Raw genomic sequence first — 24,901 nt, 5'->3', positions numbered from 1 at the left:
TGATCTCGGGCACGCTCTACACCTCGAGGAGTTCGGATTCCTTGCGCTTGAGCGCCTCGTCGATCGCGTCAACGTGCTGCTTTGTCAGCGCCTCGAGTTCCTTCTCGCCGCGGGAGAGCTCGTCGTCACCGATGTCGCCCTTGAGAGCGTCGAGATCGTCCTTGCCCTTGCGGCGGATGTTGCGCACGGCGATCTTCGCGTCCTCGGCCTTCGTGCGCACGATCTTCACGAACTCCTTGCGACGCTCGGCGGTGAGCTCGGGGAGAGTGACGCGGATCAGCGTTCCGTCATTGGTCGGGCTCGCACCCAGGTTGGGCATGTCCCGGATGGCCTGCTCGATGTCGCGCAGCGAGCCCTTGTCGTACGGCGTGACGAGGAGGGTGCGCGCCTCCTGGTTCTGCAGAGACGCGAGCTGCGAGAGCGGAGTCGGTGTGCCGTAATAGCTCACGAGCACCTTCTGGAACATGCCGGGATTCGCCCGTCCGGTGCGAACCGTGGAGAAGTCCTCTTTGGCAACCTCGACGGCCTTGCCCATCTTGGTCTTCGCGTCGGCCAATATATCCGAGATCACAGGGGCTCCTTAAGAGAGGGAAGTGGTCAGTCTAGTTCGAGACGAGGGTGCCGAGTTCGGAGCCGCGGATGGCTTTCGCGACGTTGCCAGAGGGCTCCATTCCGAACACCTGCATCGGCATGCCGTTATCCATGCAGAGACTGAACGCGGTCGAGTCAACGACCTTGAGCCCACGCTGGAGCGCCTCCTGGTAAGTGAGGGTGTCGAGCTTCTTGGCGTCGGGCTTGGTTCGCGGGTCGGCGTCGTAGACACCGTCCACGCCGTTCTTGGCGACGAGCACCACGTCTGCGTGCGTCTCGAGCGCGCGCTGTGCAGCGACGGTGTCGGTGGAGAAGTATGGGAGTCCGGCGCCGGCGCCGAAGATCACGACGCGGCCCTTCTCCATGTGCCGGATAGCCCGACGCGGGATGTACGGCTCTGCGACCTGCGTCATCGCGATCGCGGACTGCACACGGGTCTCGGCACCGGCTTGCTCGAGGAAGTCCTGAAGGGCGAGAGCGTTCATCACCGTGCCCAGCATGCCCATGTAGTCAGCCCGGCCGCGGTCCATGCCGCGCTGTGAGAGCTCGGCCCCGCGGAAGAAGTTGCCACCGCCCACGACCACCGAAATCTCCACCTCTGTCGCGGCGTCGGCGATCTCACGGGCGAGGGCGCTGATCACGTCCGGATTCACGCCGAGAGTGCCGGCTCCGAATGCCTCCCCCGACAGCTTCAACAGCACCCTGCGGCGCTTGCCCGTCGTCATTGCAGCCGTCTGCGTCATGGACGTTTCCTCCCGTAGACCCGTACAAACCTATCCCGCGCGGAGCATGCCCGCGACCACGCCCAGGCCGCCCCGGGCAGAGCGAAGGGAGTCCGGATCGACTGAACGACCCGGACTCCCCCTGCCTGCTAGTTAGGCGCCAACCTTGAAACGGGCAAAGCCCGAAACGGTCAGCCCTGCGTCGCCGATGACCTTGCTGACGGACAACTTGTTGTCCTTCGCGTAGTCCTGGTCGAGCAGCGCGACCTGCTTGAAGTACGCGTTGACGCGTCCCTCGATGATCTTCGGCAGAGAAGCCTCAGGCTTCCCCTCGCCCCGCGAAATCTCCTCGACGATGCGGCGCTCGTTGTCGACCTCGGGCTGCGGAACGTCTTCGCGCGAGAGGTAGGACGGGTTCGCGAACGAGATATGTTGGGCGACAGAGCGCGCCGTCTCGGCGTCCTCACCGGAGTAGCCAACGACCACGCCGACCTGCGGGGGCAGGTCCTTGTTGGTCTTGTGCAGGTAGATCGCGAAGTGCTCGCCCGAGACGGCGGCGACGCGGCGCAGCTCGACCTTCTCGCCGAGGATCGCCGCCTCGTCGTTGATGAGGTCGGCGACGGTCGTGCCACCGGCGGGAGCCGCAAGGGCTTCCTCGACCGTGCTGGCACCGGCTGCGACGACCGCCGCGAGCACCGCGTCCGCGAGCGCGATGAACTTTGTGCCTTTGGCGACGAAGTCGGTCTCGCAAGCGAGTTCGATCATCGTGGCGACGCCGCCGTTCTCGGCAGCGGCGACGAGGCCCTCGCTCGTCGAGCGATCGGCGCGCTTCGCGTTGCCCTTGGCCCCCTTGAGGCGGAGAATTTCGACCGCCTTGTCCAGGTCGCCGTCGGCCTCGACGAGCGCGTTCTTCGTGTCGACCATGCCGGTACCGAGCTGCTCGCGCAGCGTCTTGACGTCAGCGAGGCTGAAATTTGCCATGGTTCTGCGAACTCCTCTGTTGTTCTGAGACTCTGTTGTTCTCAAACTCTGCAGTCTGAAATTGTGCGATTCGAGCACCTGGAGTGGTAGCTCCCTCCTCGAGGGAGCCGAGCGCACCGAGGTGTCGGCGGTTCTTTTTCGTGATGACGTGCACCTACCAAGCGGGGGCCGGACGTCCGCTCTCGCGGCCCGTCCGACCCCCGTCACGGAACGGGGTGTCAGGCGGTAGCGGTGTCCTCGGTCGAGGCGTCGACGGCGGGCGTCTCCGCGGCAACCGGAGCGTCAGCGACGGCCAGGGCGTCGGCGACAGCCTCATCAGCGGTCGCAGCCTCAGCGTCGGCGACCTTCTCGGTCTCGGCGCCGGCCTGCTCGTTCGACTCCGCGATGACGGGCTGCTCAGCGTCGGTGGCAGGGGCGCCGGTGGACAGCAGCTCCTGCTCCCACTCGGCCAGCGGCTCGACGGCCGAGACGTTGCCCTCGGCCTCGGGCTTCTGGTGGCGCTGGATGAGACCCTCCGCGGCGGCGTCGGCGACGATGCGGGTGAGCAGGCTCACCGAGCGGATCGCGTCGTCGTTACCCGGAATGGGGTACTGGACCTCGTCCGGGTCGCAGTTCGTGTCGAGGATGCCGATGACCGGGATGCCCAGCTTTTTGGCCTCGTCGATCGCGAGGTGCTCCTTCTTGGTGTCGACGACCCAGAGGGCCGACGGCGTCTTCGAGAGGTTGCGGATTCCGCCAAGCGACTTGTGCAGCTTGTCGAGCTCACGCTTCTTGATCAGGAGTTCCTTCTTGGTGAAGCCGCTCTTCGACGTGTCGTCGAAGTCGAGCTCCTCGAGTTCCTTCATGCGAGCGAGGCGCTTCGAGACCGTCTGGAAGTTGGTCAAGAGGCCGCCGAGCCAGCGCTGGTTCACGTAGGGCTGGCCGACGCGCGTCGCCTGCTCCGAAATCGCGTTTTGTGCCTGCTTCTTGGTTCCGACGAAGAGGATGGTGCCGCCGTGGGCAACCGTCTCCTTGACGAAGTCGTAGGTCTTGTCGATGTAGGCCAGCGACTGCTGGAGATCGATGATGTAGCTGCCCGAGCGCTCGGTCAGGATGAAGCGCTTCATCTTCGGATTCCAGCGACGCTTCTGGTGCCCGAAGTGGACACCGCTGTCGAGCAGCTGGCGCATGGTGACGACTGCCATGAGTCGTTCTCCTTGTCTCGGGGCTTAGGCGCACGACGGCGCCAAACTCCCGTTCGGTTGTCTGCGACGGCCGGCTGGCTCGTCACCCTGGCGCCCGGCGCACTCCCGCCCGTCCGCGTGAGCGGAGTGGGACCGTGGGGAGCGGAGGCCCGGTGGGCGCGCGTAGTCACCCCGATAAGCGAGGTGCTCCGAGGAGTGTAGCACCAACGTTTCCGCCGCCCTTGCCGCTGCTGGACAGAGGTGCTACTTACGTGCCGACTTCATCACAGTGCGGATATGCAGCGTGTCCATCTCCTCTAGCGAGCGACCCTTGGTCTCGGGCACGAACATGAAGACGAAGACGAACGAGATCGCCGCGAACGCCGCATAGAGGCCGTAGGCGAGGGTGAGCGACACGTCCTGCGAGAGAACCGGGAAGGTCACCGTGATGACGAAGTTCGCGATCCACTGAGCGGACGCGGCGAGGCCGAGCGCCGCGGCGCGAATCCGGTTCGGGAACATTTCGCCGAGCAGCACCCAGACCAGCGGGCCCCAGGTGGCGCCGAAAAAGACGACGAAAGCATTTGCCGAGACCAGCGCGATCGGGCCCCATGCACCGGGCAGCGAGACGGCCTCGCCGCTGATCGTCGACTGGCTGAAAGCAATGGCCATCAGTGCGAGCGAGATCGCCATGCCGGCCGAGCCGACCAGTAGCAGAGGCTTTCGGCCGACCTTGTCCACCAGGAAGATCGCGACGAAAGTCACGACGACGTTCACTACCGAGGTGAAGACCGAGATCGCGAACGAGTTCGATTCATCGAACCCGACTGCGCTCCAGAGCGACGTGGAGTAATAGAAGATCACATTGATGCCGACGAACTGCTGGAATACCGAGAGCAGGATGCCGACCCAGACCACCGGGAGCAGGCCCAGAGCCGGTCCGCGCAGGCTGGAACGCTTGGCATTCTCGGCATCCTCGTCGATCCGCTTTTGAATGTCTGCAAGAGCCCCATCGACCTCGTCACGGGGTGTCACCGTCGCGAGGACCGCGCGGGCGTCCTCAGAGCGGCCCTGGGTAGCCAAGTAGCGCGGCGACTCTGGGAGGGTCAGTGCCAGGAGACCGTAAATGACGGCGGGCACGGCGCACGCGATGAACATCCAGCGCCAGGCTGCAACGCCGAGCCAGAAGGGCTCCGAGGCACCGTTCGCGCCGGTCGCGATCAGGGTGTCCGAGAGCAGGGCTGCGAAAATGCCGAGCGTAATCGCGAGCTGCTGGAGCGAGGCCAGAGCTCCGCGGATCGCCTTCGGTGCGATTTCCGAGATATAGGTCGGTGCGATGACAGAGGCGATGCCGATACCGAGGCCGCCGACGACGCGCCAGAGCACGAGGTCCCAGACCGCGAAGGCGGCGCCTGCGCCGATCGACGACACGAAGAACAGCGCCGCACCGAGCAGCATGACCTTGATGCGGCCCCAGCGATCGGCCAGACGGCCCGCAAGGTAGGCACCGAGCGCGCAGCCGAGCAAGGCGGAGGCGACGGCGAAGCCGATCAGGGCTGCCGAGAGTCGGAACTCGCCCTGCACCGCCTCGACGGCGCCGTTGACCACGGAGGAGTCGAAGCCAAAGAGGAAACCACCGACAGCCGCCGCGATGGCGAGGCCGATCACCTTCCTCTTCAGCTTCGCCGCCGAGGGATTGGGGATGTCCGCCCTCCCGCTAGTGGTGTCAGATCGTCCGCTGGTCATGGTCGTCTCCGATTCTCGCCGCCGGTGGGTGCGCTGGTGCTCCTCCCGATCCCGACCACGGGCACGTTACCCCAGCCCCGGAGCGCGCCGTGACAGCTTGCGCTCCAAGATGGAGGAGTGACGTCCCTCTACAGGCGGATTGTTGAGCGTTTTCTCCACTGCTTTCCGCCGAACGGGTCCACGACGACCCTCAACTCGCGAGGGTGGGGACATGCTCCGCTCCCCTCTCCTGAATCCTGGTGTTGTCCTCCTGATCACGCTGCTCTCGCCCCTGTGGACCTCTCCGGTTCCCGGCTTCCAGGTCGTCACGCCGTGGGGCGCGCCAGCGCACCACTACGCCGCCGGGCACCGCGGCGTCGACCTCGCTGCGACTCCGGGTCAGCAGGTCAACGCGGTCGCCGCGGGAACGGTGTCGTTCGTCGGCCACGTGGTCGATCGCGCGGTCGTCAGCATCGCGCACGCCGACGGGCTGGTCTCGACCGTCGAGCCGGTCGACGCCTCGGTGGTGATCGGCCAGTCCGTCGCTCCGGGAGCACCGATCGGACTTGTCGGTGCCGGCGGGCACTGCGACGGCCGGTGCGTGCATCTCGGCGTGCGGAAAGGCGGGGAATACGTGTCGCCGATGCGGTTCTTCGGCGGCATCCCCCGTGCGGTGTTGCTGCCGATGGACGACATCGTGGCCCGCCCGACGTTACGCCCGGGGGTGCGCGAGCCGGTAGGCGTCGCGGATGCGCTCGGTCGACACGTGCGTATAGATCTGCGTGGTGCCGAGGCTCGCGTGACCAAGCAACTCCTGGACCGCGCGCAGATCCGCTCCCCCGTCGAGCAGGTGCGTGGCCGCAGTGTGGCGCAGGGTGTGTGGGCCGGAGGGTCCGGAGCCCTGACCACCATCGAGAAGACGGGCGACGACTCCGTATACCGTGCGCGGGGTGAGCCGAGCCCCGCGACGGCCGAGGAAAAGGGCGCGGGCGCCGTCGCCGGTGTGAAGCACGGGGCGGGCCGAGTCGAGGTAGGCGATGAGCGCCTCCTTCGCAGGGACGCCGAAGGGGACGACCCGCTGCTTCCCGCCCTTGCCCGTGACCAGCACAGTGAGGCGGCCGAGATCGAGGTCGGTCGTGTCGATGGCAACGAGTTCTGAGACACGGATACCCGAGGCGTACAAGAGTTCGATGATCGCCAGGTCGCGCACCGCGACCGGCTCGTCCGTCGCCCCGCGGGCAGCGACCACGTCGAGCACCTGCTGCGTCTGCGGCTGGGTGAGCACGCGCGGAAGGGTGCGGCCGGCCTTTGGCGTCTTGAGCCGAGCGGCGACGTCGATCGGGAGTCGCTCCGTCCGCTGTGCCCAGGAGGAGAAGGAGCGGACGGAGGCGGTGCGCCGGGCGAGCGTCGCGCGGGCGACCCCCGACTCCGACTCTCGCCAGAGCCAATCTCGCAGCAGCTCGAGGTCGAGCTCGGCCGTGCCGTGTTGTCCGCGGCTTTCGGCGTGGGCGACGAGGCGCGCGAGGTCGGAGCGGTAGGCCTTCGCCGTGGCGGGCGAAAGGGAGCGCTCGTCGAGCACAAAACGGAGGAACCGCTCGACCGACATCGCAAGCGTCTCGTCGGTCATGAGCCGTCCGGCATCCGCGACCAGAGGTCGATCCGCCCCTGCTCATCGAGCGCTTCGAGCCTGTCGAGCAGATCGGTGCCGAACCGCGTCGCGAGGGGCGCCCGAGCGGTCGGCACGAATGAGGTCGTGACGGTCTCGGGATGAACATGGACGAGGGAGAAGCTTTGCGCTCCGTCGATCCCGGCTAGCTCCCGCTCGGGCGCACCGAGGTCCATCGTGTAGGCGGTGGCGCCGGCGACGAAGACGGGGACTTCCGCGAAAGTCGCCGCGGTCGGGTAGTGCAGATGACCGCCGAGGATCGCGCGGACGTCTGTGCCGCGCACCGCCTCCTCGAACTGGTCCATGCCCCGCAACTCGAGCACTGTCATTGCGCCGAGTGGTGTCGGCAGCGGCGGGTGGTGCAGCGCAAGGACTGTCCCGAGCGGCGCGGGTGTCGCAAGTTGGCCGGCGAGCCACTCCATCTGCTCAGTGGTGAAGGCGCCGTGGTGAAAGCCCGGAACCGCGCTGTCGAGAGCGATCAGCCGGAGTCCATCGAGATCGACGACCTGGTCGATCGGGCCCGCCCCATCGAGAGCAAGCAGTACCCGCCGGAACGCCCCGCGCTCGTCGTGATTACCCATCACCCAGACGATCGGACAGCTGAACCGCTGACCCAGCGGGTCGAGCTGCGCGCGTACCCGTCGGTACGCGTCCTCCTCGCCGCGATCCGCCACGTCTCCTGTGACTACGATCGCGTCAAGGTGCCCGCCCCGCTCAAGGAGCCGCTCGATCGCTTGCGCGAGCCGCGCGGCGGTGTCGACCCTCCCATAGAGAGGAGCACCCTCCGCGAGGATGTGCGTGTCGCTGAGGTGCGCGATCACCCGCTCGGCGGCAGCGAAGTGCCCCAGCTGCGGAGGCGTCACTCCGCTGCTCCGTGCCGCTGACTCGTCCATGCCGCTCCCCTCGCCGGTCGTCCCCCAGCGTAGGCGGCACCACCGACACGGACTCGACGGCACGAGGGGTCAGTCGGGGGCCATCGACCAGCCTCCGTCTTCGGACCGCGTGACCATCCCCTCTCCGAGCAACGCTCCCAGCACCGCGAGGGTGTTACCGAGGGTTTCGCCGGAGTCACGCGCGACATCGACGGCGTCTTGTGCCACCCGACCTCGCAGCACCTCGACGATGCGAATTTCGGTGCTCGTCAGCGCACGCGTCGACTCGTCACCCGCGCCGACTCCGAGCAGTTCGAGGACGTCCGGAGGCGAGGTGACGCAGGTCGCCGCGTATTCGCGGAGGAGTCGGTGGCAGCCGGCCGAGGAGGCGCTGGTCACCGGTCCGGGCACTGCTCCGAGCGGGCGACCGAGGGCGGCCGCATGGCCCGCGGTGTTCAGAGAGCCGGAGCGGGCACCCGCCTCCACGACCACCGTCGCGCCTGTCGACGCCGCGATGAGTCTGTTGCGCTGCAAGAAGCGCCATCGCGTCGGAGTCGTGCCCGGAGGTACCTCTGTCGCGACGGCGCAGCCAGGAGTGGCGATGATGCGGTGGAGCAGCTCGGAGTGGGCGGTCGGGTAGAGGCGGTCCGCGCCACCCGCGAGGAAGGCGACGGTACGCCCGCCGGAGCCGAGCGCGGCGCGGTGAGCGACCGCGTCGATTCCGAAGGCACCGCCCGAGACCACCGTGACGCCGCGAGCGGCAGCACCTGCCGCGAGCTCGGCGGCGACGTGCTCCCCGTAGCCGGTGGCGGCACGGGCGCCGACGAGAGCAAGGCGGTGCTCAGCGTCGAAGGCGGCGGGGTCGCCGCGCAGCCAGAGCAGGAGCGGAGCGTGCAATCCGAGGTCGTTCATGGAGTCCGGCCAGCCCGCGGAGCCGGGAAGGAGTAGGCGCACGTCCAGACGCCGAGCGATCTCGAGTCGACGCAGCAGCAGCGCGCGATCGAGGCGAGGTCGCCAGCGCGCGAGCCCAGACGCGAGCGCGGCGATAGCCGAGGAGGTGACCGTCTCCACCTCCGAGTTCACAACGGCCGGAATCCGGTTCGACTGCTCCTCCTCGGGTCCGCTCTCGCCGGGCCCCGATGCCGCAAGTATCTGTGCAGCGGACGACGACGACACGACCTGCGCGAATGCCTCAGTAGCGCCGAGACGCTCGATCAGCAGAGCGGCCACGGAGTCACCCGGCTCGGTCAGCGAGCTCCAAGCGCACCGGGCGGCGGCATCGCGGGCATCACCAGCCGGCGTCTCGGAATTTGCCGACAGAAGCATGTGCACGGCTCGCAACTCGGCACGGTCGAATAGCCGGTCAAGGGGAATCATGCGGCACCTCCACGAAGAACAAGGGCTCGGGCGAGATGCGCGGCGGTCGGACGCTCCACCCCGTCAAGATCAGCGAGGGTCCAACCGAGGCGCAGGACGCGGTCGTATCCGCGCATGGTCACGAGCCCGCGCTCGAGCGCTCGGTCGAGCGCGCGGGACTCGGCGATCGTCGGACGGAGCGCATCCGAGCGGAGCCAGGAGCCCGCAACCTCCGCGTTCACCGTCCACGTCGTCCCCGCGAGTCGAGTCGCCGCCCGAGCGCGAGCCTCGACCACCCTGGCGCGCGCCTGCGCACTGGTCAGGCCGGGAGAATCTCGACGCGCCGCGAGCTGGGCGGCCCCGACCCTGCGCACAGTGAGCCGGATGTCGACTCGATCAAGGAGGGGCCCGCTGAGCCGAGCGAGGTAGCGGCGACGAAGCGCCGGTGCGCAGGTACAGGTCTCGCCCGGAATGCCGAACCGGCCGCATGGGCAGGGATTGGCGGCGAGGACGAGCTGAACCCGTGCCGGAAACTCGGCCACGGCGTTCGCCCGGTGGATGCGGATCACTCCGGATTCGAGCGGCTGGCGCAGTGCATCGAGTGCGACGGCCGAAAACTCGGGCGCCTCATCGAGAAAGAGCACCCCGCGGGTCGCGCGGGCGACAGCCCCAGGCCGAATGCGTCCGCTGCCCCCGCCCACGATCGCCGCCGGCGAGGCGGAATGGTGCGGATCCTCGAAGGGCGGCCGCCGCACCAGCGACCCACCGGTCGAGGCGCCGATCAGGGAGCGCATACACGTCGCCTCCAGGGCGGCGTCATCGTCGAGATCGGGAAGGATGCCGGGTAGACGGGAGGCGAGCATCGTCTTGCCCGCGCCGGGAGGTCCGAGGAGGAACACGTGGTGGCCACCGGCAGCGGCGACGATCATCGCCTCCGCTGCCTCCTCGTTGCCCACGACATCGGACAGATCCAGGCACGCCCGCGACTCGACGGCTGCGACAGGCGCAGGCGCGCTCTCCGGCAGCACCGGCACCTCCCAGTCCGAGCCATGCCAGACGGCGGCAGCGGCGAGCGAGGACACAGCGATCACCTCCACTCCGTCGACCAACTCGGCCTCCGCACGGTCCTCAGCCGGAACCATCACCCTGCGGCAACCCTCGCGAGCCGCCGCGAGAACCGCGGGCAGCACCCCGGGCACCGAGCGCAGACGGCCGTCGAGGCCGAGTTCGCCGACATGCACGACGGATGCCACCGACTCCGCGTTCACCTCGTGCAAAGCGGCCAGGGCGGCGAGCCCGATCGCAAGATCGAACGCGGAGCCGTGTTTGGGCATCGCGGCGGGCGAGAGATTGACGGTGATCTTGTACTCCGCGATCGCACTTCCTGAATTGATAGCGGCGGAACGAACCCGCTCCTTCGCCTGCGAGAGCGCGGCGTCGGGTAGGCCGATGATCACCATGCCGGGCGTGCCGTCAGCGGAGTGCGCCTCGACTCCGACCACGGCACCCGCGAAGCCGACCAAGCCGACGGCGGATGTCCTGCCGAGCCCCATCACGCCACCGCCCGGAGGTGGCGCACCTGAGTCGGGACTCCCCCGGGTGCGATGATGCCGACCGCGTCGATCCGCAGGTGCCGCGAGCGCTCACCATGCTCGTTCGCCCAGGCATAAGCGAGCCTGCGCAAGCGCTGCGCCTTGGCGCGCGTGATCGCCTCGACCGGCAGCCCGAAGCGCGTCGACGAGCGCGTCTTGACCTCGATCACGACCAGCGCGGCGCCCTCCCGAGCGATGATGTCAAGCTCGCCCTCGCGCACCCGCCAATTGCGATCAAGAATCTCGAATCCGTGTGCTTCCAGGTGCGCCGCCGCGATCTCCTCGCCGCGGCGCCCCAGTTCGTCCTTGTCCATGCGACCTCCTGCGAGAAGCGTCGCGGATGCTGCGCGGAGCAGGAGAGCGAAGGTGCGGATCTGGGGAGGAATTGGGCAACCCGAGGCTGTGGAGGAGCGACCCATTGCTGTCGTGACACATGACAACAGAAGGCGCAGGACCAGGCATCGATCAAAACACTTCGTTCGACATCGGGCGACACCCACTGCACCTCAAGCGGAGGGAATCACACCACCATCCGCTCTTCATTGGGACGCAAATATCTTATCGCCACTAAGCCTCGCCGGACGGACACCGAATGGCGTGCCACACACCGCCCGCGAGCTGTCCTTTCGCTCGCGGGCAAAACAATCATTCGATCCGAAGTCACCCGGTCGCTCTATGAAGTGCGAAAGAGATGAGCCACGACGCGATCGCAAAAGAAAAGAACGTGACTATCACTCCGATTATCGGGACCCGCCGCGTGCGTCGCGGGTAGCGAGAACGGCCAAAGAGGGCGACGATCGATAATGCGGCGGAAAGGACCGTCGCCGTGGGAGTGATCGAAGTAGTGACACCCAAGAGCGCGAAGTCACACACGCCCGGCGCTCCGCTGCAGGCTGCGATCCCCATCTGTTCTATCAACACAATGAAAGAAAGAGCTGCTCCAGCAGCGAGCAGGAAGAGAAGGAGCACAATAGAAGCCTTGTCTTCCTTTGGAGATGGCCGACGGTCGCGCTGCTCACGAGCAGGATATTTGTCCTCAGCAAAGATGTTAAACGACACAGCATCTCCCAGGGTAGGCAAAGTGGGGACCGCGACCGCTTTTTGCGCCGCAGTCTGGAAGGACGGACTAGTCGATGCCAGTGAGCCATTGCCGGGTAGGGAGGGGCGTGCGCTCGGCTCAGTCGAAGACGTGAAGAGACACGCCGACGTGTTGAACGTGACACCGGGGGCAATGGCGGTCCGGGCAATGCGGCTCGGACGTATCTCGCCGAACTCGCTACGGAACATCTGCGGGAGCCGCGTGGCGAGTACCTCCAAACGAGTACCTTCCCAGGAAGCAGACTCCGGCCCGGCAGCAGAAGGCCGTCGCTGCGGTGCGCAAGTACAACGGGCGCAACTTCTCGCCTCGAACACCTTCACGGCATCGCGTCTGCCTCCGTGCCTTCACAAACCGCATCAACCGAATCTTGCTCGAAGTGTCAGCTTCACATCCCGACACAACCTTTCATTTCGATGCTTCCGCGGCCGAATCATGAAGGCCTGTTCAGCAGTCTAACGGGCCACAAAGAACACGCTGATCAGCGCCGCTTTCAGAGCCTCGGATCGCACGGAACGAATACGCCTTCCTGTCAGCGTGTCGTCACATCCTTGACACCCTCGTCGACGTCCTCGATGATGAAAAGTGTATTCAATGCCTTGCCGGAGTCGCACTTACGTGACGAGCAGCGCTTTCGACGCCCGCGATAATGTGCCCTGAATACACCTCGCTGTCGCCGAAGGGGAAATTTTACAATGGGGAAAATAATCAAGCAGGCGTTTGCAATTGCTGCCGCCGCAACTATGGCAAGCGTTGCGGTTTCGCCGGCAACGACCGCCAGTGAGAAAACCGTGGCCACCGACGCAAAAATTGTTTACGATTCGGTAGTCGCTTCTCCTGATCCAGAAGTAAAACTCCAGTCTCTTACCCCGCAAGAAAAATCGCTTTTCGAAATCTGGATTAAGCCGACGTCTACCCAGATGACAACTACGGAAAGCAACGCTTCAGCAATGTCCGCTCTAGACAATTGTCGAACGTATACGACTCGCGGCAGCTTCTCGAACCAAGTCGGCGCTATACTTGGAAAATTTTGGACGACGGGCCGAGCTTGCGCAGACAACTCCTCGATCGTTACGGCAGATTATGTTGACGGAGGTGGCCAGACCTCCGCATTCGGGTGGAGTTATGTCGGAAGCGATACCGGACACGGTGTTTCTGATGGTGCAGGATTCGTGTACGGAAGCTACCACTTCAAGCTCAATATTGGCGGGATCGACATACAACAGCCCTCTTACTGTGCGCGCTCAATATTCACGCTTGCTGCGTCGCACGGCGACTCGGTTTGCGGCATCGGATGAAATTTCGACGCTTTTATCGATTCGATCGTTGCCAAACGCTATCGACACTGCCCCGCCAAAGCGAAAAAAGATCATGTGGCTCATCCGTCGCGGGTGTGATATTAGTCCTCGGACTGGCCTTTCTAGCTATCGCGCTCTCGCCGCTTTGGTTCGCTTTTGCCGCCCTCATCGCCGCAATAAACTTTGTACGACTCGTTCGAGACATGGCATCTAGTTCGACCCCTACCTCTCTATCGGCCATCCTGATTGCCATCAATATAACGGTAATATTAACCGTCCTCGGCATTCTCCTTGCGAACGCAATGTCTGGGTAGGCTGAGGTGCCTTCGCGTCATCCGCAAAAGAGGAAGCAGCTTGTCGCCGTCAATCTGATCGACGTCCTGGGCAGGTAAACGTCTGCGGCGAGTTGACCTTTGCGCGTGACGACGGGCGTCGCACTTCCGCTCAGGCGACGACAGTCGTCCTGAGCAGCGAGCGTCCGAGTTGAAAGCCATGCAGGAGGACCTCGTTGCACCCGCCGTTGACCGCGCAAAGGTGCCTCTGGGCGGTGCGAATGCCGAGACCCGCCCGACGGCCCCGCCGCAGATCTGCGCCAGCACAAGCCCTACTCGTCGAGCGCGAGTTCCTTCGGCAGCTCGAACTCTTTGCGAGATAGCTCCTCCACATTGACGTCCTTGAACGTCAACACGCGCACCGACTTCACGAAGCGGTCGGACCGGTAGACGTCCCAGACCCACACGTCGCGCATGGTCAACTCGAAGTAGAAGTCGTGTTCGGTGTCGCGGCGGACCAGCTCGACCTCGTTCGCGAGGTAGAAGCGCCGCTCGGTCTCTACGACGTACGAGAACTGCGAGACGACGTCGCGATACTCCCGGTACAGTGCCAGCTCGACCTCGCGGTCGTAGTCCTCGAATTCGTCCTCATCCATCGTTGGACAATCCTACGCCGGTGCTGAGACCCCGCTCGCCGCTCGCGACAGGCCGGACCGCCTTGCGCGACTTCGACAGCCAGGTCACCCGGTGCAGTGGCGACGGGCCGACCCGCTCGATCCCCGCCCAGTGCGCGGCGCTGCCATAGCCCTTGTTGCTGTCCCACGCGTAGTCGGCGAAGTCGTCGTGGTGGCGCACCATCTGAGTGTCGCGGCTGACCTTCGCGAGCACGGAGGCGGCGGACACGGCCGCGCAGTCACGGTCGGCCTTCACGCGGGTGACGATGGTCAACTCCGCTGCCCAGGCGCCGAGGGCCGGCGACAGCCAGTCGTGGGCCCCATCGAGCAGGACGACCGCGGTGCCGAGGTCGACGCCCTGGTCGGTCAGGCGCTCGATGCCCCGGGAGGCGGCGCGACCGAGGCCAGCGATGATTCCCGTCTCGTCGATCTCGTCGGACGAGGACTCACCGATCGCCCAGTCGGAGACCCACTTCACCACGCTCGGAAAGAGGGCTTCGCGCCGCGCGGGCGCCAGCATCTTGGAGTCGCGGAGCCCCATCGGGAACGCCCGACAGCGGGGTCGGATCGAGACGACTCCCACCGACACAGGCCCGGCGATCGCGCCGCGGCCGACCTCGTCGCAGCCGATGACCGTCTCGTAGCCCTGACGGAACAACCGCCGCTCCTGGGTGAGGGTCGGCTCCGCGACGGCCACCTAGCCCTGCCCGCTGTGCGTGTCGTCCGGTCTCTCCTGGGCGGATGCAGTCTCAACTCCGCGGAACACCGACGGGTAGTCGTCGAGCCACGCCCACTGCTGCACGGGCCAGGTGACCAGCACCGCACGGCCGACGACGTTGCCAATCGGCACGAAACCCCCACCGGGCTTGTCGGTGTTGTAGCGGGAGTCGGCCGAGTTGTAGCGGTTGTCGCCCATGACCCAGAGCGAGCCCTGAGGGACGACGACGTCAAACGGCGTGGCCGAGACGGCCTGCACGCCCTCGGGCAGCTTCACATAGGGTTCGTCGATCGGATTCCCATTGATCTCGGCCTGGCCGAGCGGAGTACAGCACGTGACGTGGTCGCCCGGCAGGCCGATCACACGCTTGATCAAATGGTCGTTGCTATCGGGTGCGGTGAGGCCAATGAGCGAGAGGGCCGAGTCGATCGCGGCCTGGAGGGGGGGAACTGAGGGCTCGATGCTCGGAGAAAGCCATCCGCCCGGGTCTCGGAAGACGACGACGTCCCCGCGCGAGATCGGCACGACTCCGGGCACCAACTCATTCACGAGAATGCGGTCGTTCTCGACGAGTGTCTGCTCCATCGAAGAAGAGGGGATGTAGAACGAGCGGATGAGAAAGGTCTTCACCAGGAAGGAGACCAGGACGGCAACGACCACGATGATGAGCACGTCGCGCAAGAACAGCAGGACGCTGCGGCGTCGACGCGGACGACGACCGGAGTGCGCCTCCGCATGTCGCGCGTGCTCCTCGTCTCCGGGGAGGCGGACCGGGGCCGTACTCTCTGTCATTGCTCGCCGTTGCCCCTACTGTGTATCGCCGGGTGGACTCCCCGGACGGGACCCCGGTGGAAACAGGGGAACCCCGGTCCATCATAGGTGGACCGGGGTTCCGAGAAGTTGTGCGGAGGCCGCTCAGGCGTCGCGCTTCTCCTTGATCTTGGCCTTCTTGCCGCGCAGATTGCGGAGGTAGTAGAGCTTCGCGCGACGCACGTCACCGCGGGTGACGAGTTCGATGTGGTCAATGACCGGGGAGTGCACGGGGAATGTGCGCTCGACGCCGACCTGGAAGCTCACCTTGCGAACCGTGAAGGTCTCGCGAACACCCTCGCCGGAGCGGCTGATGACGACGCCCTGGAAGACCTGGATGCGCGAGCGGGTACCCTCGACGATGTTGACGTGGACCTTGACGGTATCGCCAGCGCGGAACTGTGGGACGTCGGTGCGGAGTGACGCCGCATCGACGGAATCGAGGATGTGCATTCTGTATCGCTCTCCGTGCCCGCCACAGGTCGAACACCGTTGTAGTGATGGAAGTTGGGTACGTGCCTGCGTCGTCGCGGTTCCCCTGTGGCAGAACCTGCGCGGGCACAATCGCTCATTATGCCACCCGGCACCGACTGGCGTCAAAACCTAACGCCACTCCCTACTGAGGAACGGTTGTCGTCAGAGGACGATCGTCTGGCCGTCCTGCGGGCGCTCCGGGTCGAAACCGTCGACCCGAAGGGTGGCGGCCTCCGAGTGTTCGGTCGATGCTGCGGCGAACGCGAGCAGGGTGGCCCGGGCGTCGCTGACAAAGCGCCACGTTGAATGCCAGAAAGCCGCGACTCCGAGTGCCACCGAGAGCACTCCGAGAGCCCAGGCACCCGGAGGGAAGAAGCCGAGGGCAACCAGAGACAGGTGCCAGGCGCCGACGGCCGCGACATCGCCCCACGCGGGGATGCGGGTCGGCCGCACCGTCACCCGGAAAGCGACAATACTCGCTACGACGGCCAGGGCGACCGACAGAATGGGGAGGGCGATCACGAGACCGAGAACGGTCCAGCCGCTCGATCCTCCGAAGAGCCCGTATCCGACGAGTATCCAGAGTGGCAGCACGATCGCAGCCGGAAACTGCCAAGAACCGAAGGCCCGTCGCGTGCGCATGCACCGACCGTACCCACCACCGCTGAGCATCGGCTCAGCGGACCCCGAGAGGATCAGGATGATCGAGCTACGAACGCCCGCCGAAATCGAGGAGATGCGTCCTGCTGGCCGCTTTGTCGGCGAGGTCCTGAAGGCCACTGCTACCGCGGCTGCTGTGGGCGTCAACCTCCTGGAACTCGACCGGCTGGCGCATGACATGATCCGCGAAGCCGGAGCCGAATCCTGCTACATCGATTACCATCCCTCGTTCGGCGCCAGCCCGTTCGGCAAGGTCATCTGCACGTCGGTGAACGACGCCGTGCTGCACGGCCTTCCCTTTGACTACCGCCTGCGCGACGGCGACCTGCTCACCCTCGACTTCGCCGCCTCCGTGAACGGCTGGGTCGCCGACTCCGCGATCAGCGTGGTCGTCGGGACGCCGCGCAAGGAAGACCTGGCTCTGATCGACACCACCACGCGCGCGCTGGAGGCGGGCATTGCGGCGGCGCAGCCCGGCAAGCGGATCGGGGATATCTCGGCGGCAATCGCCGCGGTCGCGCGCGCCGACGGCCTCAGCATCAACACCGACTTCGGCGGCCACGGCGTCGGCCGGACAATGCACGGCGATCCCCACATCGCGAACGATGGGCGCGCGGGACGCGGCTATCCCCTCCGCCCGGGCCTCGTGGTCGCGATCGAGCCGTGGTTCCTCCAGAGCACCGACGAGATCTTTACCGACAAGGACGGTTGGACACTGCGCAGCCGCGACGGCTCGCGCGGCGCGCACATGGAGCACACCATCGCGATCACCGAGACCGGGAATATCGTCCTCTCAGCCCGCGACTAAGGCCGCAGCCTCGCGTCGACAATGGGCTCCCCGCGAGAGGCCACTTCGGTACGCGGCACACCGGTGAACCTGGAGAGGCATCTCGCAGAGGGGCGGAGGGGATCAGGACAGGAGTTCGGGGCGGATGCGGCGGGTGCGCTCGACGCTCTGCTCGTGGCGCCAGGCGGCGATCGCTCCATGGTTGCCGCTGAGCAGCACCGGAGGGACGTCGAGTCCGCGCCACGACGCGGGCTTGGTGTAGCTCGGGTATTCGAGCAGCCCGTCGGAGTGGCTCTCCTCAACGAGGCTCGCCGGGTTGCCGACCACGCCGGGGACGAGGCGGCCGACTGCCTCGATCATCGCCATGACGGCGACCTCTCCCCCGTTGAGCACGTAGTCGCCGAGGCTGATCATCCGGACACGGGCGCGCTCGGCGGTGTGCTCGATCACGCGCTGGTCGATGCCCTCGTAGCGGCCGCAGCCGAAAACGAGCGATGATTCCTCGGCTAGCTCGCGTGCGGTGGCCTGAGTGAAGACCTCTCCGGCAGGCGAGGGGAAAATCACGAGCGGATCCACGGCGGGCGCCAGGATCGCATCGAAGGCCTCGCCCCACGGCTCTGGCCGCATCACCATTCCGGCGCCTCCGCCGTAGGGCGTGTCATCGACGGTGCGGTGCCGGTCGTGGGTGAAGTCACGCAGGTCGTGAATGCCGAGTTCGATGAGCCCACTCTGACGTGCGCGGCCGAGAAGGCTGATGTCGAGTACGCCGAAGAACTCCGGAAAGATCGTGACGATGTCGATCCTCACGACCGGGGCTCCTCCTCGAAGGATGCGGGGTCATCGAGGGGCGCCGCAGCGCTGAGCGTCGGATCCGCCAGGTCGATCCCGCTGAGGTCGACAGCTGCGGGCTCCTCCTCCGGCGCCTCCTCGAAGAGGCCGATCGGAGGGGTCACCGTGACGACGCCCGCGACGGGATCGACGGAGGGCACGATCGCGTTCACGAACGGCACCATCACTTCGCCCGCGGGAGTGCCGACGATGAGCAAGTCCTGCGCCGGGAAGTGGTCGACCCGGCGCACGGTGCCCACCTCGACGCCCTCGCGGAGGACCTTCATCCCGACCAGCTGATAGTCGTACCAGGAGTCGTCCTCGCCCGGCTGCGTCCGCACCTCTTCGTCGATCCAGAGGATCGCCTTGAGGAGGGACTCGGCGGCATTGCGATCCTCAATGCCGTGAAAAAATGCGACCGCGTGGGTGTTGTACCAGCGCAGCTCGACAAGTTCGAGCGTCTTCCCGTGCCATTCGGAGGTGCGGGGCACCTGCAACGTGAAGGTGGCTCCGGGGGTGAATCGCTTGTCGGGTTCGTCGGTGTAGAGCTCGAGCTTGATGGCGCCCTTGAGCCCGTGGGCCTTGGTGAGTCGGGCGACGCGGAGCTGCGTCGTGCCCGGTTCGGGGACCGTCACCTCTACTTGTCGGTGTCGACGACGTCGACGCGCACACGACGGCCGTCGGCCAGGGCAGCGACGAGGGTGCGGACAGCCTTGGCGGTGCGACCGGAACGTCCGATCACGCGGCCGAGGTCCTCAGGGTGCACACGCACCTCGAGGACCTCTCCGCGAGGGGAGCTCGTCGCCACGACGCGGACCTCGGCGGGATTCTCAACGATCCCCTTGACGAGGTGTTCGACGGCAGGAGCGAGCATGGACTACGCCTCGGTGGAGGTCTCGTCGGCGGCAGCCTCCGGGGCGGCGACCTTGGCGGGCGCCTCGGACTTCGGCTTGAGAACGGGCTTCTTCTTCGCGTCGATGACGAACGGAGCCTTGGGCTCCTTCACCTGGACGGTGCTCACGGCGTCGGCGTCGCCCTGGAAGCGGCCCCAGTCACCGGTCAGCTTGAGGATGGCGGCGACCTGCTCGGTCGGCTGCGCGCCGACTCCGAGCCAGTACTGCGCGCGCTCCGAGTCGACCTGGATGAACGAGGGCTGCTCGGTGGGGTGGTACTTGCCGATCTCCTCGATCACGCGACCGTCGCGCTTGGTGCGCGAGTCGGCGACGACGATGCGGTAGTAGGGCGCCCGGATCTTGCCGAGGCGCTTCAGACGAATCTTGACAGCCACAATTCTCCTGTGTGGTCGTTGACCGGTGTCCGGTCGATGATGGATGAACTGAGCCGTGAGCGTGGGGGCACACCCGGCGGAAGCTCGAGGGGGTTTCGTTGGCGGTGAGTAGAGGGTCGACCGCCTCGGACCCGACGGATCATTCTGCCAGAAAAAGCACGGCAGCGCGGGCCCGGCACGCCGCCGCCGAACACTGCTCCCGCACGCGGGTCCTCTCGTGGCCCGGGGCCGACGCCAAGTGCGTCGGCGTCGACCTTCGGCGTTCGCCCTGTTCTTAGATGCGAGGATGTCTGGGCGCGTCCCAAATCGGTGGGCGCCCGGATCCGATGAGGACCACGCTATGGAGATTAGCTTCGCCGCGTCCGACCGCTCCACGCTCGGAATCGAGTGGGAGGTCGCGATCGTCGACCGGCAGACGGGCGACCTTGCCAACGTGGCCGACGTGGTGCTGGAGGCGCTGCGCGACGACGATGGCGCCCCGCACCCGCACATCACCGGCGAACTTCTGCGCAACACCGTCGAACTCGTCTCCGGCGTGCATACGACGGTCAGCGACGCCGTCGCCGATCTTCAGGATCAGTTGCGACAGGTGCGCGAGATCACCGATCCGATGGGGCTGGACCTCGTCTGCGCGGGGACGCATCCGTTTGCCCAGTGGTTCGACCAGAGCATCACCGACAAGGAGCGGTACCACCGGCTCATCGACCGCACGCAGTGGTGGGGCCGGAACATGATGATCTGGGGCATTCACGTGCACGTCGGGATCGAGCGCCGCGACAAGGTGCTGCCCATCCTGAACTCGCTGCTCGGCTACTACCCGCACCTGCAGGCGCTTTCGGCTTCCAGCCCCTTCTGGGGCGGAGTCGATACGGGGTACGCCTCCAACCGCGCGCTGATGTTTCAGCAGCTGCCCACGGCAGGACTACCGCCACAGCTTGGCGCCTGGGCGAACTACGAGGAGTACGTCGATGACATGATGCGCACCGGCGTCATCGACGACCACACCGAGGTGCGCTGGGACATCCGCCCCTCGCCGCAGTGGGGCACCATCGAGATGCGCGCCTGCGACGGTCTCTCCTCCGCCCAGGAGATCGCAGCGGTCGCCGCGCTCATCCAGTGCCTCGTCGAGCACCTCTCTTCACGCCTGGACGCCGGTGAGGGCTTGCCGACAATGCAACCCTGGTACGTCCGCGAGAACAAGTGGCGCGCGGCCCGCTATGGCCTGGACGCCGACATCATCCTCAACGCGGCGGGAGCGGAGCGGCTCGTCACCGACGACATCCGCGATCTGCTCGTCACCCTCGCACCAGTGGCCGAGCGTCTTGGCTGCGTGCAGGAACTGGGCGATGTCGAACTCATCCTCGTCGCTGGCGCAAGTTACCAGCGCCAGCGGCGTACGGCCGCCGCGAACGACGGCAACTTGCCGGCGGTGGTGCGGGCGCTCGCCGGCGAGCTGCGCGACGGACTCCGGGACCCGCGATCATGAGGCGCCGCCTCCCAGCCGCGGCGTCGATGCTTGTCGTGCTCGCGCTCGGCCTCGCCGCCTGCTCGCCCCCCTCCGGCATCACGATCGCGAGCAGCGCCTCGCCCGGGGACCCGCTCACGGGGACGCAGACGCCCACGGAGAACGACCCGTCCGCGGAGACAGACCCGCCGGAGACGGACTCACCTGAGGAGAGCACACCGCCCGAGAAGACGGCGAATCCGGAGCCTCTGGCTCTCGGCGGTGCGATCCCCGCGGGCTCCCGCGTCACGGTCGTGGGCGACAGCATCGTCCGCGGGCTTGGCGTGGAGCCCGAGCAAGCGTGGCCGGCGCTGATCGGCGACGACCTGGGCTGGAGCGTGACAGATCTCGGCTGCGATGGCGGCGGATTCATCGAGCCCGGCGATTGTGGCGCGGCGATCGGCGATCGAGCTGAGGAAATTGCGGAGACGGAACCCGACGTCATCATCCTGATTGCGAGCAGCAACGACCTGGGTTGGGTCCCGGAAGAGGTCGCGTCGTCGATTCCGATCGCCGTGGACGCTATTACCGCCGCCTCTCCTCATGCACGCTTGATCGCGGTCGACTCCGTGTGGGGGCCCGATCCGCGGCCGACCGATCTCGACGAGTACGACGCTGCACTCGTCGAGTCGGTCACGGCCGCCGGTGGCGAGGTGCTGGAGTACCCGGACCCGCTACGCGAGGTCGGTCTGCTCGCTGAGGACAACGTCCATCCGACCGTGGAGGGCCAGAAGGTGCTGGCGGACACCTTCGTGCGCGCGGCAGAGAAGGCAGGACTGGCGCACGCGGTGCCGAGGGACCAGCGCGCGACGGACGCTCCCGATCCCTAACCCCCACGTCGACGAGGAAGCGGCGTCGTGGCGTCTGGTCTGGCTTAGCGTCTGGCTTAGCGTGTCGTCTTGGCGTCGCGCCAGGCGAGCAGGTCGCGCACGGGCGCGAGGTCGATGTCGGGGCCGGAGATGCCAAGCGTGAAGAGGCGCGCACCGAGATCGAACTGCTGATCGAGGACATCGAAGGAGGCGTCGCCGACACCGCCACGAACGCTCGCGCCGGTGGAGATCTCGATCGCCGCGGGATCGCGCTCGACACGGCCGCACCACTCGGCGAGGACGCCGAGCTTGCGCTCGAGGGTGGGGACGTCGGAGAAGCTGTGCCAGATGTCGGCGTGCTCGGCGACGATCCGCAGGGTCTTCTTCTCGCCACCACCTCCGATCATCACGGGGATGTCGCGGGTCGGGGCCGGGTTCAGCATCGACCAGCGGCTGCGGATGCGCGGCATCGACTCGGAAAGTTCGTTGAGGCGCGAGCCGGCGGTCCCGAACTCGTAGCCGTACTCCTCGTAGTCGCGCTCGAACCAGCCAGACCCGATGCCGAAGATCAGACGCCCTTCAGCACCCTTGGCGCTGATGTGGTCGACAGTGCGTGCCATATCGGCGAGCAGATCGGGGTTGCGATAGCTGTTGCAGGTCACGAGCGGGCCGAACTCGATTCGGTTGGTCTGCTCGGCCCAGGCGGCAAGCATGCTCCAGCCCTCGAAATGGAGCCCGTCAGGCTCGCCGGAGAGAGGGAAGAAGTGGTCCCAGTTGAACGCGATATCGACGCCGAGGTCCTCGAGTTCGGCGAGGGTGTCGCGGATGACCTCGTAGGGGACGTGCTGCGGAGCGATCTGGACGCCAATACGGACGGGACGCGCGGGTGCTGTTGTCATGTCTTCACGCTAGCGAGCGAGAGCGCCCGCGGGGACCCCGACGCCTGTCGGCCCGCCTACTCCCCCGCAGGGTCCGCGGATGCGGTCGGCGCCTCCTCGCTGGTCGAGCGAGCCAGCTTGAGGATGGTCGCTCCCTCGTCATCGAACAGGCGCAGGCGTCCTCCGTCGAGCGACGCCGTCGCCGACTCCGAGAAGATGCGCGGCAGCGCGGCTCCGTCGCAGCCGATGAACGTGCTCGGGCCCGCGGTCACCGACAGGTTGCCCTCACCGTCGATCGACCACTCGCCCTTGGCGCCGTTGCAGCCGTCCGAGCCCGTCCAGGTGCCGTCCTCTGCGAGGAGGAGGAACGGGACGTCGGGCGCGCTGTAGGCAACTCCGGTCACCCAGCGCCCTGCGAGATCCGCGGGCGCGGGCACCGATCTCGCTTCTGTGCCCGATTCGCCCGCGCACCCCGTGAGCGCGAGCGCGACCACGGCGAAGACCCCGGCTGCCCCGGCCGTGCGCGATCTCATCGGCCGAGGAGCTTCTGCAACTGCTCCAGCTCCTCGGGCGTGGGCTGCGCGCCCTGTGCACCGCCGCCCAGGCCGAAGCCGGAGCCGCCTGCGTCGCCGGAACGCGGTGCGGACGTGAGGGCCGCGTTCTCGGCCGCACGCTTGGCCGGGTTGCCCGACTTGCTGCCCTTCTTTTTCTGCGGCTTCGGGCGACCCTGGTAGCCAGCGCCGGGCACGGAGCCCATGCCGGGCACGTTGGGCATTCCGCCCTTGGCCACGGTCTTCATCATTTTGGCGGCCTGCTCGAAGCGCTGCACGAGCTGATTGACGTCGGTCACGGTCATTCCCGAGCCGCGGGCGATCCGCAGCCGCCGCGAGCCGTTGAGGAGCTTCGGATTTTGCCGCTCCGCCGTGGTCATCGATTGGATGATCGCCTCGGTGCGCACGATCTCGCGCTCGTCGAACTGGTCGAGCTGCTCACGCATACCCTTCGCCCCGGGCAGCATGCCGATCATCTTCTTGATCGAGCCCATGTTGCGCAGCTGCTGCATCTGGCCGAGGAAGTCGTCGAGCGTGAACGAGTCGCTCATGATCTTCTCGGCGACCTTGCGCGCCTCGTCCTCATCGAACGCGGCCTGCGCCTGCTCGATAAGTGTCAGTACGTCGCCGAGGTCGAGGATGCGACTCGCCATCCGATCCGGGTGAAACTGCTCGAAGTCATCGAGCGCCTCGCCGGTGGAGGCGAACAGGATCGGACGGCCGGTCAGCGACGCGACCGAGAGCGCCGCGCCTCCGCGAGCGTCGCCGTCGAGCTTGGAGAGCACGACGCCGGTGAAGTCGACGCCCTCCTGGAAGGCCCTGGCGGTCGCGACCGCGTCCTGGCCGATCATCGCGTCGATGACGAAGAGCACCTCGTCGGGGTTCGTGACCCGGCGGATATCCGCGGCCTGCTTCATCATGTCGGCGTCGACTCCGAGCCGCCCCGCGGTGTCGATGATCACGGTGTCGTACTGCTTCTCGGTGGCGAAGCGGATCGCGTTCTTCGCAACCGTGACCGGGTTGCCGACTCCGTTGCCCAGCTCGGGCGCATACACCGCGACTCCGGCCTGCTCGCCGACGACCTGAAGCTGCTGCACCGCATTGGGGCGCTGGAGGTCGGCCGCGACGAGAAGCGGCGTATGCCCGTCCTTACCGAGGTACTTGCCAAGCTTGCCGGCGAGCGTCGTCTTTCCCGCGCCCTGGAGACCGGCGAGCATGATGACGGTCGGCGGCCGCTTGGCGAACTCCAGGCGGCGCGACTGACCACCGAGGATGCCCACCAGCTCTTCGTTGACGATCTGGACGACCTGCTGCGCCGGGTTGAGCGCCTTACTGACCTCGTCGCCGAGCGCACGTTCGCGGACTTTGCCGGTGAACTCCTTCACGACCTCGAGCGCGACGTCGGCGTCGAGCAGGGCGCGTCGGATCTCGCGGACGGTGCCGTCGACGTCTGAGGCCGAGAGCTTGCCCTTGGTGCGGAGGTTCTTGAAGGTCTCGACGAGTCGATCGGAGAGGGTGCCGAAAGTAGCCATGATGCCGGGAATTCTACCGGAGCCATGCCGGAGCTTGCCGCAGGAGCGAGAGGC

Annotated in this window: 27 protein-coding genes and 1 pseudogene; 5 read left to right on the top strand and 23 right to left on the bottom strand. The window is 66.6% G+C overall.

All coding sequences use genetic code 11. The features are described 5' to 3' along the window. Window positions 1-16: 16 nt before the first annotated feature. The 5 genes from frr to B0H03_RS02995 all read right to left on the bottom strand — a co-directional run bounded on the left by frr (window position 17) and on the right by B0H03_RS02995 (window position 5,203). Entirely contained in the window at window positions 17-571 is a 555-nt protein-coding gene (gene frr, locus B0H03_RS03015; RefSeq protein ID WP_104264653.1) for a ribosome recycling factor, read from the bottom strand. A 31-nt stretch (window positions 572-602) separates the two neighbouring features. Continuing rightward, complete coding sequence (pyrH, locus tag B0H03_RS03010) at window positions 603-1,316, bottom strand: UMP kinase (protein ID WP_219814968.1); 714 nt, start codon at window positions 1,314-1,316, stop codon at window positions 603-605. Between the two features lie 150 nt (window positions 1,317-1,466). Continuing rightward, window positions 1,467-2,294: a translation elongation factor Ts gene (tsf, locus tag B0H03_RS03005; RefSeq protein ID WP_104264651.1), complete on the bottom strand. Its 828-nt coding sequence runs from the start codon at window positions 2,292-2,294 to the stop codon at window positions 1,467-1,469. Window positions 2,295-2,512: 218 nt separating this feature from the next. Beyond that, the gene (gene rpsB, locus B0H03_RS03000) at window positions 2,513-3,478 is read right to left on the bottom strand and encodes a 30S ribosomal protein S2 (protein WP_104264650.1); all 966 of its coding nucleotides are present in this window, start codon (window positions 3,476-3,478) and stop codon (window positions 2,513-2,515) included. 243 nt (window positions 3,479-3,721) lie between these two features. Next, the gene (locus B0H03_RS02995; protein WP_104264649.1) at window positions 3,722-5,203 is read right to left on the bottom strand and encodes a sugar porter family MFS transporter; all 1,482 of its coding nucleotides are present in this window, start codon (window positions 5,201-5,203) and stop codon (window positions 3,722-3,724) included. A gap of 211 nt (window positions 5,204-5,414) precedes the next feature. Between B0H03_RS02995 and B0H03_RS02990 the strand changes: the two are divergent. Beyond that, a pseudogene (locus B0H03_RS02990) lies at window positions 5,415-5,765 on the top strand (peptidoglycan DD-metalloendopeptidase family protein); the annotation flags it as partial. A gap of 129 nt (window positions 5,766-5,894) precedes the next feature. Here B0H03_RS02990 and B0H03_RS02985 read toward each other — a convergent pair. From B0H03_RS02985 to B0H03_RS02960, 6 genes are all read right to left on the bottom strand, one after another. Further along, window positions 5,895-6,809 (bottom strand): tyrosine recombinase XerC, encoded by a 915-nt coding sequence (locus tag B0H03_RS02985; RefSeq protein WP_119854493.1) that lies wholly within the window; start codon window positions 6,807-6,809, stop codon window positions 5,895-5,897. After that, window positions 6,806-7,741 carry a phosphodiesterase gene (locus B0H03_RS02980; protein ID WP_104264648.1) on the bottom strand — a complete coding sequence of 312 codons (936 nt, stop codon included), beginning with the start codon at window positions 7,739-7,741 and terminating at the stop codon, window positions 6,806-6,808. The genes B0H03_RS02985 and B0H03_RS02980 overlap by 4 nt, the downstream gene beginning before the upstream one ends. 69 nt (window positions 7,742-7,810) lie before the next feature. Further along, window positions 7,811-9,097, bottom strand: a complete 1,287-nt coding sequence (dprA, locus tag B0H03_RS02975; protein ID WP_237399416.1) for a DNA-processing protein DprA — start codon at window positions 9,095-9,097, stop codon at window positions 7,811-7,813. Further along, a complete protein-coding gene (locus B0H03_RS02970; RefSeq protein ID WP_104264647.1) occupies window positions 9,094-10,629 on the bottom strand; it encodes a YifB family Mg chelatase-like AAA ATPase in 1,536 nt (511 codons plus the stop codon). The genes dprA and B0H03_RS02970 overlap by 4 nt, the downstream gene beginning before the upstream one ends. Then, window positions 10,629-10,982 (bottom strand): YraN family protein, encoded by a 354-nt coding sequence (locus B0H03_RS02965; protein ID WP_104264646.1) that lies wholly within the window; start codon window positions 10,980-10,982, stop codon window positions 10,629-10,631. Before B0H03_RS02965 ends, B0H03_RS02970 begins: the two co-directional genes overlap by 1 nt. A gap of 346 nt (window positions 10,983-11,328) precedes the next feature. After that, window positions 11,329-11,727 carry a hypothetical protein gene (locus tag B0H03_RS02960; RefSeq protein ID WP_127843909.1) on the bottom strand — a complete coding sequence of 133 codons (399 nt, stop codon included), beginning with the start codon at window positions 11,725-11,727 and terminating at the stop codon, window positions 11,329-11,331. 732 nt (window positions 11,728-12,459) lie between these two features. Here B0H03_RS02960 and B0H03_RS16115 point away from each other — a divergent pair. Continuing rightward, window positions 12,460-13,062: a hypothetical protein gene (locus B0H03_RS16115; protein WP_127843910.1), complete on the top strand. Its 603-nt coding sequence runs from the start codon at window positions 12,460-12,462 to the stop codon at window positions 13,060-13,062. A 604-nt stretch (window positions 13,063-13,666) separates the two neighbouring features. Here the strand turns inward: B0H03_RS16115 and B0H03_RS02955 are convergent. From B0H03_RS02955 to B0H03_RS02935, 5 genes are all read right to left on the bottom strand, one after another. Continuing rightward, window positions 13,667-13,990: a DUF2469 family protein gene (locus B0H03_RS02955; protein ID WP_056044100.1), complete on the bottom strand. Its 324-nt coding sequence runs from the start codon at window positions 13,988-13,990 to the stop codon at window positions 13,667-13,669. Beyond that, window positions 13,983-14,705 carry a ribonuclease HII gene (locus B0H03_RS02950; RefSeq protein WP_104264644.1) on the bottom strand — a complete coding sequence of 241 codons (723 nt, stop codon included), beginning with the start codon at window positions 14,703-14,705 and terminating at the stop codon, window positions 13,983-13,985. The genes B0H03_RS02955 and B0H03_RS02950 overlap by 8 nt, the downstream gene beginning before the upstream one ends. Next, window positions 14,706-15,518 (bottom strand): signal peptidase I, encoded by an 813-nt coding sequence (gene lepB, locus B0H03_RS02945; RefSeq protein ID WP_104354264.1) that lies wholly within the window; start codon window positions 15,516-15,518, stop codon window positions 14,706-14,708. It abuts the gene before it with no gap. Between the two features lie 123 nt (window positions 15,519-15,641). Then, window positions 15,642-15,989: a 50S ribosomal protein L19 gene (gene rplS / locus B0H03_RS02940; protein ID WP_104264642.1), complete on the bottom strand. Its 348-nt coding sequence runs from the start codon at window positions 15,987-15,989 to the stop codon at window positions 15,642-15,644. 183 nt (window positions 15,990-16,172) lie between these two features. After that, window positions 16,173-16,652 carry a hypothetical protein gene (locus B0H03_RS02935; protein WP_104354265.1) on the bottom strand — a complete coding sequence of 160 codons (480 nt, stop codon included), beginning with the start codon at window positions 16,650-16,652 and terminating at the stop codon, window positions 16,173-16,175. A 58-nt stretch (window positions 16,653-16,710) separates the two neighbouring features. Here B0H03_RS02935 and map point away from each other — a divergent pair, with 58 nt between their 5' ends. Beyond that, the gene (gene map / locus B0H03_RS02930; RefSeq protein ID WP_104264640.1) at window positions 16,711-17,478 is read left to right on the top strand and encodes a type I methionyl aminopeptidase; all 768 of its coding nucleotides are present in this window, start codon (window positions 16,711-16,713) and stop codon (window positions 17,476-17,478) included. A 102-nt stretch (window positions 17,479-17,580) separates the two neighbouring features. Here the strand turns inward: map and trmD are convergent, their stop codons facing one another. From trmD to rpsP, 4 genes are read right to left on the bottom strand one after another with little or no spacing between them, the layout of a single operon-like run. Then, the gene (gene trmD / locus B0H03_RS02925) at window positions 17,581-18,264 is read right to left on the bottom strand and encodes a tRNA (guanosine(37)-N1)-methyltransferase TrmD (RefSeq protein WP_104264639.1); all 684 of its coding nucleotides are present in this window, start codon (window positions 18,262-18,264) and stop codon (window positions 17,581-17,583) included. Further along, window positions 18,261-18,920, bottom strand: a complete 660-nt coding sequence (gene rimM, locus B0H03_RS02920) for a ribosome maturation factor RimM (RefSeq protein WP_104264638.1) — start codon at window positions 18,918-18,920, stop codon at window positions 18,261-18,263. The genes trmD and rimM overlap by 4 nt, the downstream gene beginning before the upstream one ends. Window positions 18,921-18,922: 2 nt before the next feature. Further along, window positions 18,923-19,159 (bottom strand): RNA-binding protein, encoded by a 237-nt coding sequence (locus tag B0H03_RS02915; RefSeq protein ID WP_104264637.1) that lies wholly within the window; start codon window positions 19,157-19,159, stop codon window positions 18,923-18,925. 3 nt (window positions 19,160-19,162) lie between these two features. Continuing rightward, a complete protein-coding gene (gene rpsP, locus B0H03_RS02910) occupies window positions 19,163-19,573 on the bottom strand; it encodes a 30S ribosomal protein S16 (protein ID WP_104264636.1) in 411 nt (136 codons plus the stop codon). A gap of 340 nt (window positions 19,574-19,913) precedes the next feature. On the opposite strand from rpsP, the gene B0H03_RS02905 reads away from it, so the two are divergent. Both B0H03_RS02905 and B0H03_RS02900 read left to right on the top strand, forming a co-directional pair. Further along, on the top strand, window positions 19,914-21,059 hold the full coding sequence (locus B0H03_RS02905; protein ID WP_104353975.1) for a glutamate--cysteine ligase: 1,146 nt from the start codon (window positions 19,914-19,916) through the stop codon (window positions 21,057-21,059). Then, window positions 21,056-21,907 (top strand): SGNH/GDSL hydrolase family protein, encoded by an 852-nt coding sequence (locus B0H03_RS02900; protein WP_127843911.1) that lies wholly within the window; start codon window positions 21,056-21,058, stop codon window positions 21,905-21,907. Before B0H03_RS02905 ends, B0H03_RS02900 begins: the two co-directional genes overlap by 4 nt. 56 nt (window positions 21,908-21,963) lie before the next feature. Here B0H03_RS02900 and B0H03_RS02895 read toward each other — a convergent pair whose 3' ends face one another. Genes B0H03_RS02895 through ffh form a run of 3 tightly spaced genes read right to left on the bottom strand, consistent with a single transcriptional unit; the run spans window position 21,964 to window position 24,847 of the window. Further along, on the bottom strand, window positions 21,964-22,785 hold the full coding sequence (locus B0H03_RS02895; RefSeq protein WP_104354267.1) for an LLM class F420-dependent oxidoreductase: 822 nt from the start codon (window positions 22,783-22,785) through the stop codon (window positions 21,964-21,966). Between the two features lie 56 nt (window positions 22,786-22,841). Beyond that, a complete protein-coding gene (locus B0H03_RS02890; protein WP_104354268.1) occupies window positions 22,842-23,297 on the bottom strand; it encodes an META domain-containing protein in 456 nt (151 codons plus the stop codon). Then, the gene (ffh, locus tag B0H03_RS02885; protein ID WP_104354269.1) at window positions 23,294-24,847 is read right to left on the bottom strand and encodes a signal recognition particle protein; all 1,554 of its coding nucleotides are present in this window, start codon (window positions 24,845-24,847) and stop codon (window positions 23,294-23,296) included. Before ffh ends, B0H03_RS02890 begins: the two co-directional genes overlap by 4 nt. Window positions 24,848-24,901: the final 54 nt, after the last annotated feature.

Origin of the sequence: Rathayibacter iranicus NCPPB 2253 = VKM Ac-1602 (assembly GCF_003149025.1) — a bacterium.
GTDB lineage: Bacteria > Actinomycetota > Actinomycetes > Actinomycetales > Microbacteriaceae > Rathayibacter > Rathayibacter iranicus.
This window is presented reverse-complemented; position numbering and strand designations above follow the sequence as displayed.